This window comes from Mesorhizobium sp. P3_A9 (genome assembly GCF_056402975.1).
In genome coordinates, this window is the sequence record NZ_JBFUGJ010000351.1 from 1 (window position 1) to 5,997 (window position 5,997).

The following is a 5,997-nucleotide window of genomic DNA, read 5'->3' on the forward strand; positions in this document are numbered from 1 at the left end:
TGCGCGAGCGGCGCAAGAGCCCCGGCACCGCGCTCTCGGGCGGCCAGCAGCAGATGGTGGCGATTGGCCGGGCGCTGATGTCGAACCCGGAATTGCTGCTCTGCGACGAGATCAGCCTCGGCCTTGCGCCTGTCGTCATCCGCGACATCTACGCCGCGCTTCCCCGGATCCGCGAAGGCGGCGCCGCGATCGTGGTGGTGGAGCAGGATATCGGCAAGGCGCTGGCGGTGGCCGACCGTGTCTACTGCATGATGGAGGGGCGTGTCACATTGGTCGCCAAGGCCGCCGAGGCCACGCGCGAAAAAATCCATGCCGCCTATTTCGGAGCGGCGGCATGACGACGGGACCAAGCCATCGTTTGCTCGCGCCGCGCTGTCATGGCCTGATCGGCATGGTGCAGCGATGATCTGGCTGGACACCCTCGTGCAGGGGATTCTGCTGGGCGGGCTCTATGCCCTGTTCGCAGCGGGATTGAGCCTCGTCTTCGGAATCATGCGGCTGGTTAATCTGGCCCATGGCGACCTCATCATTCTTGCCGCTTATCTGGTGTTGATGGGCGTCAYGCTGCTCGGCCTGTCGCCCTGGATCGCCGCGCTGGTCGCCATGCCGGTGATGTTCGCGCTCGGCTGGCTGTTGCAGGCCGCTGTCTTGAATCGCGTGCTGGGCAAGGACATCCTGCCGCCGCTTCTGGTCACCTTCGGCCTGTCGGTCACCCTGCAGAACGGGCTGCTCGAGGTCTTCTCCGCCGACAGCCGCCGCATCCCGGTGGGCGCGTTGGGGGGGGCCTCGCTCGATCTCGGGCTGGTCACGGTGGGGATCATGCCGTTGATGACCTTTGCGTCGGCGATCACGATGATCATTGCCCTGAACGGGCTCTTTTACCACACCGCCCTCGGCCGTGCCTTCCGCGCCACCTCGGACGACGCCGTGACGGCGGGGCTGATGGGGATAGAGCCGAAGCGGATTTTCGCGATCGCCACCGGGATCGCAATGGTCGTGGTTACGCTAGCGGCGCTCTACCTCGGCATGCGAGCAAACTTCGATCCCTCGATCGGACCGGCGCGGCTGATCTATGCCTTCGAGGCAGTGATCATCGGCGGCCTCGGCAGCCTGTGGGGAACGCTTGCGGGCGGGATCATCATCGGCGTGGCGCAGACGTTTGGTGCGGCGCTCAATCCGGAATGGCAGATCCTGGCCGGCCACATCGCCTTCCTGGCCGTGATGCTGCTCAAGCCGCGCGGGCTTTTTCCGCGCGCAGTGGATTGAGGGGCGGCATGTATCGACTGACAACCCGCACCCGCGCCGGAACCGTGACCGCGATCACCGTGCCCATCTTCATCGTCGCCGCGCTCGCGCTGCCTGCCGTGGCCTCGCGGGGCGTCATACAGGATCTGTTCTTCATCCTCACCATGCTGACGCTGGCGCAGATATGGAACCTGCTGGCGGGCTATGGCGGTCTTGTCTCGGTGGGTCAGCAGGCCTTCGTCGGCATTGGCGCCTATGCGATGTTCGCCGGCGTGATCCTGCTGGGCTGGAACCCGGTCGTGGCGATCCTGCTGGGTGGCCTTGCGGCGCTGCTGCTGGCGGTTCCGACGGCCTTCTTCGCCTTCCGTCTGCAGGGCGCCTATTTCGCCATCGGCACCTGGGTGATCGCCGAGGTGACGCGTCTGCTGGTCGCGCAGTGGAAATCGCTGGGCGGTGGCACCGGCACCTCGCTGCCACGAGAGGCGACGAGCAATGTCATGGGCACGGATGCGATCCGGGCACTGTTCGGCGTACGCGAGGCCGGGGCGCGCGATATTCTCGCCTATTGGCTGGCCCTGGTGCTGGTTGTGGCCGTCACGGGCGGCATCTACTGGCTGCTGCGCAGTCGCCTCGGGCTGGCGTTGTCGGCCGTGCGCGACAATGTCGAGGCGGCGCAATCGGTTGGGGTCGATGCCGGGCGGCTCAAATGGGCGGTCTTTCTGATCGCCGCGGCCGCCACCGGGCTGACGGGCGCGCTGATCTTTCTGCAGACGGCCCGCATCTCGCCGGAGGCGGCCTTCGCCGTCACCGACTGGACCGCCTACGTCATCTTCATCGTCGTCATCGGCGGCATCGGCACCATCGAGGGGCCCATCGTCGGAGTGCTGGTCTTCTTTGCCCTGCGCTCCGCGCTGGCCGACTACGGCAGCTGGTACCTGATGACACTCGGCCTGGTCGCCATCGCCGTGATGCTGTTTGCACCGAAGGGGCTGTGGGGGCTGATCTCGGCCCGCAGCGGCCTGCACCTGTTTCCGGTCCGCCGCAGGCTGGCCGGTCCGAAGATCGAAGGAGGAAATTGATGGCGGATATCGAAACCGACGTGCTGATCGTGGGCACGGGCCCGGCCGGCTCGGCCACGGCGGCACTCCTATCCAGCTCCGGCGTGGCCAATATGGTCGTGAACCGCTACCGCTGGCTGTCGAATACGCCGCGTGCCCACATCACCAACCAGCGCACCATGGAGGTGCTGCGCGACCTCGGGTCGGAGGTCGAGGCCGAGGCCGTGATGCACGCCTCGCCGCAGGAGCTGATGGGCGAGAACGTGTTCTGCGAAAGCCTGGCCGGCGAGGAGCTTGGCCGGATGAAGAGTTGGGGCACGGACCCGCTCTCCAAGGCCGAACATCTCTTGTCGTCGCCGTCCTTCATGAACGATCTGCCCCAGACCTTCATGGAGCCGATCCTGTTCAAGACGGCATGCGCGCGCGGGACGCAGGCGCGCATGAGCACCGAATATGTCGGCCATGTTCAGGACGCGGACGGCGTGACCACGACCTGCCGCGACCGGCTGTCGGGCAAGGACTTCACCGTACGGTCGAAGTTCCTCGTCGGTGCCGATGGCGGCAACTCGCTGGTGGCCGAGCATCTGGGCCTGCCGTTCGAGGGCAAGATGGGCGTCGGCGGGTCGATGAACATCCTGTTCCGGGCCGATCTTTCGAGATACGTCGCCCACCGGCCGAGCGTCCTCTACTGGGTCATGCAGCCCGGCGCCGACGTCGGCGGCATCGGCATGGGTCTCGTTCGCATGGTGCGGCCGTGGAACGARTGGCTSATYGTCTGGGGTTACGACATCAACCAGCCGSCGCCCGATGTGACGCCGGAACTGGCCACCGAGGTCGCGCGCCAGCTGGTCGGAGATCAGAAGCTCGAGATCGAGCTTCTGGGCGCCAACACCTGGACCGTGAACAACTGCTTTGCCACGCAGATGCAGAAGGGGCGGGTGTTCATCATGGGTGACGCCGCGCACAGGCATCCGCCCTCGAACGGGCTCGGCTCGAACACCTCGATCCAGGACGGGTTCAACCTCGCCTGGAAGCTTGCCAAGGTCGTCAAGGGGCAGGCGGGCATCGGGCTTCTAGACAGCTACTCGGTGGAACGCGCACCGATCGCGCGCCAGATCGTGACGCGCGCGAACCAGTCCATCGCCGAATTCGGTCCCATCTTCGAGGCCCTCGGCATGGACGGCGGCGTGGATCACGACAAGATCCAGAGGAACATGGAGGCCCGTGCGGACGCGACCCCCGCCGCCGAGGCGCAGCGCGAGGCGCTGCGCAAGGCCATCGCCTTCAAGAAGTACGAGTTCGACGCCCATGGCGTCGAGATGAACCAGCGCTACGTGTCCGGCGCGGTGATAACCGGCGACCAGCCCGAGCCGGCCTTCGAGAGGGATCGCGAGTTGCACTATGCGCCAACGACCTGGCCCGGTGCGCGCCTGCCGCATGTCTGGGTCTTCGAGCGCTCGGGCAGGAAGGTCTCGACGCTCGACCTTTGTGGACATGGCGAATTCACGCTGCTGACCGGCATTGGCGGCGAGGCGTGGGTTGTCGCGGCCGAGACGATTGGTGCGGAACTCGGTCTGCCGATCCGCACTCATGTCATCGGCCCGCGCCGTACGATCGAGGACCATACCGGCGACTGGGCGCGTGCACGCGAAATCGGCGATGCGGGCTGCCTGGTGATCCGCCCCGACCATCACGTCGCCTGGCGCTCCGAGGCGCTGGCCGCCGATCCGGCGGCCGAGCTGCGCCGGGTCCTCAAATCCGTTCTCGCACGCTGAGGAATGTCCATGATCGACGAACACGAATACGGCTACTTCACCGAAGCGAACTCGGCCGAAGTCGTCGTGGCGCGCAACAAGAACGCCAAGGACCGGCGGCTTACTCAGGTGATGGAAGTCATCACCCGCAAGCTGCACGAGGCGGTGAAAGAGATCGAGCCGACACAGGAGGAATGGTTCGGCGCGATCATGTTCCTCACGCAGACGGGCCAGATCTGCAACGAGTGGCGGCAGGAGTACATCCTGCTGTCTGATGTGCTCGGCGTCTCGATGCTGGTCGATGCGATCAACAACCGCAAGCCGTCGGGCGCCTCGGAATCCACGGTGCTSGGGCCCTTCCATSTCGCCGAYGCGCCCGAACTGCCKATGGGCTCSAACATCTGCCTCGACCAGAAGGGCGAGCCGATGTTCGTGCATGGCCGCATCCTCGACACCGAGGGCCATCCGATCGCAGGCGCCAAGATCGACGTCTGGCAGGCYAATGACGAAGGCTTCTACGACGTGCAGCAGAAGGGCATCCAGCCCGACTTCAACCTACGCGGSGTSTTCCGCACCGGCTCSGAGGGGCGCTACTGGTTCCGCGGCGCAAAGCCCAAATACTACCCTATCCCGGATGACGGGCCGGTCGGCAAGTTGCTCGGCGCTTTGGGACGCCATCCCTATCGCCCGGCGCATCTCCACTACATCGTCGAAGCCGAGGGCTTTGAGGCGCTGACCACGCACATCTTCGATCCGGACGACCCGTACATCGATACGGACGCCGTCTTCGGCGTCAAGCAGAGCCTGCTCGCCGAATTCCGCAAGGTCGAGGACGCCGAGGCCGCCGCCAGGGTCGAGGTCGTGGCTCCGTTCTATGACGTCGAGTTCGATTTCGTGCTGTCGCGCAAGAAGAAGTGACCCTGCGCAGCGGGCGCTGCGAAAGCGCCCGTGTGCGGGTCGGTGTTGCTGAAACAGGGAGGAAATGGATGGCCGCACTCGAAAAGATGTTCGATGTCAGAGGCAAGTCGGTGATCGTCACCGGCGGCGCCAGCGGCATCGGCCAGGCCTATGCCGAGATCATGGCCGAGCACGGGGCGAAGGTCTGCATCTTCGATCYGAATCCTGCCGGGCTGGAAAAGAGCGTGGCCGCGATCAGGGCCGCGGGAGGCGATGTCTGGGGCCAGGTCGCCGACGTCGGCGACCGTGTAGCCATGGCAGAGGCCTTCGACAAGGTGGCTCACAAGGCAGGCTCGATCGATGTTGTGTTCGCCAATGCCGGGATCGACGCCGGGCCGGGCTTCAACACTGCGACCGGCGAAAGGAATCCCGAGGGCGCCATCGAGAACCTGCCGGATGAGCACTGGGACAAGGTGATCGAAATCAACCTGACCTCGGTCTACACCACGATCAAGCATGCCGCCCGGCACATGAAGCCCAACGGCGGCGGCCAGATCATCGTCACGTCGTCCATCGCCTCGTTGATAAACGAGAGCATCGTGGGCACGCCGTACATGCCCGCCAAGGCTGCGGTGAACCATCTCGTTCGCCACATGGCGATGGAGCTCGGCGCCCACAACATCCGCATCAACGCCATTCTGCCCGGACCGTTCATCACCAACATCGCCGGCGGCCGGCTGCGCAATCCGGCGGACCGCAAGGCTTTCGAGGCCCAGTCGCTCCTCGGCCGGATCGGCGATCCCGAAGAGATCAAGGGCCTGGCGCTTTATCTGGCCTCGCCCGCCTCGTCCTATGTCACCGGGTCGCTGATCGTCATCGATGGCGGTTCGCTGCTGCGGATGACCTGAAGAGGTTTCAAACGGACGCCGGTCTCGTCGAGGGGACGGGTCGGCGAGACTTAACCAAGGGAGGAAACGACGATGACCTATTACAACAGACTGGTGAAATCGGGCTTGCAGCCCAGCCGCCGGACCGTGTTGAAG

Annotated in this window: 6 protein-coding genes; all 6 read left to right on the plus strand. The window is 65.3% G+C overall.

Annotated features, from left to right (window positions below; genetic code table 11):
- A partial coding sequence (locus AC1DX0_RS29480; protein WP_477357937.1) for an ATP-binding cassette domain-containing protein occupies positions 1 to 338 on the plus strand: 338 nt, incomplete at its 5' end.
- 64 nt (positions 339 to 402) lie between these two features.
- Complete coding sequence (locus AC1DX0_RS29485) at positions 403 to 1,266, plus strand: branched-chain amino acid ABC transporter permease (RefSeq protein ID WP_477357940.1); 864 nt, start codon at positions 403 to 405, stop codon at positions 1,264 to 1,266.
- 8 nt (positions 1,267 to 1,274) lie between these two features.
- A complete protein-coding gene (locus AC1DX0_RS29490; RefSeq protein ID WP_477222934.1) occupies positions 1,275 to 2,324 on the plus strand; it encodes a branched-chain amino acid ABC transporter permease in 1,050 nt (349 codons plus the stop codon).
- Positions 2,324 to 4,078, plus strand: a complete 1,755-nt coding sequence (locus AC1DX0_RS29495; protein ID WP_477357943.1) for an FAD-dependent oxidoreductase — start codon at positions 2,324 to 2,326, stop codon at positions 4,076 to 4,078. The genes AC1DX0_RS29490 and AC1DX0_RS29495 overlap by 1 nt, the downstream gene beginning before the upstream one ends.
- Positions 4,079 to 4,087: 9 nt before the next feature.
- Positions 4,088 to 4,975, plus strand: coding sequence for an intradiol ring-cleavage dioxygenase (locus tag AC1DX0_RS29500; protein ID WP_477357946.1), 888 nt, complete (start codon positions 4,088 to 4,090; stop codon positions 4,973 to 4,975).
- Between the two features lie 68 nt (positions 4,976 to 5,043).
- Positions 5,044 to 5,862, plus strand: a complete 819-nt coding sequence (locus AC1DX0_RS29505) for an SDR family NAD(P)-dependent oxidoreductase (protein ID WP_477357948.1) — start codon at positions 5,044 to 5,046, stop codon at positions 5,860 to 5,862.
- The last annotated feature ends 135 nt before the right edge of the window (positions 5,863 to 5,997 follow it).

Bases quoted from the DNA above. Each gene is read 5' to 3' on its own strand.
- AC1DX0_RS29490 (WP_477222934.1), top strand. From the start codon at position 1,275: ATGTATCGACTGACAACCCGCACCCGCGCCGGAACCGTGACCGCGATC.